This window comes from Rhizobium bangladeshense (assembly GCF_001662075.1).
Classification (GTDB): Bacteria; Pseudomonadota; Alphaproteobacteria; order Rhizobiales; family Rhizobiaceae; genus Rhizobium; species Rhizobium bangladeshense_B.
The window spans coordinates 1-1,924 of sequence record NZ_LYPL01000067.1; the positions used below are offsets into that span (position 1 = coordinate 1).

The following is a 1,924-nucleotide window of genomic DNA, read 5'->3' on the forward strand; positions in this document are numbered from 1 at the left end:
ACCCGCCGATAACAGGCGCCACCGAAAGCCGCCCGCTGGAATTCGCATCGCCGGCCGTCTGCGCCAGCGCCGAGCCGGCAAGGCTCAGAGAAAGGAGGGATATTGTGATGAGTTTACAGGACATGATGTTCTCCATGCTTGTTTTCTCAAGGGGAGAACCCGTTTGACAGCGGCATGTTCCTATCGGAGGTGGTGGATTTCATCGCTGTTTGAGCGAGGCCCTTAGTCGTCGAATGCATGCGCCATGCGGGAAATTGTATTGTGAGAGGTAGGTGGGCAGGATCGCAGGTGAGAATCATTGCCCTGAACCTCTCACAAAGTGCAACAAGATTTCCATGCGGCAATGCCGCTGAGCGCGGCGAAGGCGCGGTCAATAGACCTCAGTGGAGATGGTGGCCGGTTCTAGACCGGCTTTGTTTCTTTGGGGATCTACGACTGCCCGAACAGCAAGAATCGAAACCAGCGCTACCATCACGCCCGTGGTCACATCGGTCAAATGATGGCCACCCTCCTAAGAAACTCGGCCAATGAAAGCCGAGCGCCGCGTCAATCGCAGCGAGCTGACCATCGATAAGCGGCCTGTCGGTGGCGGAAGCCAAGTACGTGAACATGGCGCCGACAAAGCCAAGTGCCATGAACATCGCCAAGATCGGGACGAGCGTTATCAGCCCTTTCGCGCCCCGCCGCAGTACGCCAGCGCCGCGCCCCGTATCGTTGCGGAGCCGGTACAAAACAAATTTGCCAATGAGGTAGGCGGAGAGAAAACCCAACCCGGCCTTTGCTGCGCCTTTGCCATCCATGGCCTCCCATAATGCACGGAAGCGTCGCGGCGGTCACCTGAGCAGCATCGAGAACACCTCTCGCCGCCATTGTTGTGGTGGCGCTTTCGCGGACGTTCATCATTGCGGGGATGTCGTGCGGGTTCGTCGCATCTGGCGGACAGCGGCGGGGAATAAGGAAAGCCGATTTTCCCCCAGATTTCCCGGTAGGCGGCGCGCGAAGCGAAACGTTCCGTACCTGAAACGATATCTTATTAATTTTTCTTGTAGATTTTGGTGCCGCTTACGTGACTCGAACACGTGACCCCATCATTACGAATGATGTGCTCTACCGACTGAGCTAAAGCGGCACTTGACGGCCGAAGCGTACGGCCTGCGATTTGCATGGCGCTGATACAGGCATTGTCCGAAGATTTCAAGCACCCTGTCATGCCTTTGGCAAAAAAGAGGGCAGGCTGTGGAAGACCGCCCTCAGAGTGACAGCCGGGCGCGGGCGGCCCTGTATTCGCCCTCCAGCCGGTCGACGAGTTTGGCCACCGGCTCGACGGCCTTGACGGCGCCGATGCCCTGGCCGCTGCCCCATATGTCCTTCCAGGCCTTGGCGCCGCCGGTTGCCTGTTCGAAATCCATCTTCGACGGGTCGGCCACCGGCAGGTTGTCGGGGTCCATGCCGGCAGCGAGGATCGAGGGCTTGAGGTAGTTGCCGTGGACGCCGGTGAAATAGTTGGAATAGACGATGTCGGCGGCCGCACCCTCGACGATCGCCTGCTTGTAGGCCTCGGCGGCGCGCGCCTCTTGCGTGGCGATGAAGGGGGAGCCGATATAGGCCATGTCGGCGCCCATCGCTTCGGCGGCGAGAATGGCGCCGCCGGTCGAAATCGCGCCGGCAAGCAGCAGCGGCCCGTCGAACCATTCGCGGATTTCCTGGATCAGCGCAAAGGGCGACAGCGTGCCGGCATGGCCGCCGGCGCCCGATGCCACCGCGATCAGCCCGTCGGCACCCTTGCGGATCGCCGAATGGGCGTGGCGATTGTTGATAATGTCGTGCAGCACGATGCCGCCATAGGAATGCACGGCGGCGTTGACCTCGGGCACGGCGCCGAGCGAGGAAATGACAACGGGCACCTTGTATTTGACGCAGAGCG

Annotated in this window: 2 protein-coding genes and 1 tRNA gene; 1 reads left to right on the forward strand and 2 read right to left on the reverse strand. The window is 60.5% G+C overall.

Annotated features, from left to right (window positions below):
* Positions 1-527 precede the first annotated feature (527 nt).
* A complete protein-coding gene (locus A7X77_RS33295) occupies positions 528-812 on the forward strand; it encodes a hypothetical protein (protein ID WP_156668200.1) in 285 nt (94 codons plus the stop codon).
* Positions 813-1,053: 241 nt separating this feature from the next.
* On the opposite strand, the gene A7X77_RS31380 is transcribed toward A7X77_RS33295, so the two are convergent.
* Both A7X77_RS31380 and A7X77_RS31385 read right to left on the reverse strand, forming a co-directional pair.
* A tRNA-Thr gene (locus tag A7X77_RS31380) sits at positions 1,054-1,129 on the reverse strand.
* A 121-nt stretch (positions 1,130-1,250) separates the two neighbouring features.
* Positions 1,251-1,924: NAD(P)H-dependent flavin oxidoreductase (locus tag A7X77_RS31385; RefSeq protein ID WP_064686664.1), on the reverse strand; the 674-nt coding region annotated here is incomplete at its 5' end.

Excerpts from the sequence above, each read along its gene's own strand:
- A7X77_RS33295 (WP_156668200.1), top strand. The coding sequence starts at position 528 with ATGAAAGCCGAGCGCCGCGTCAATCGCAGCGAGCTGACCATCGATAAG.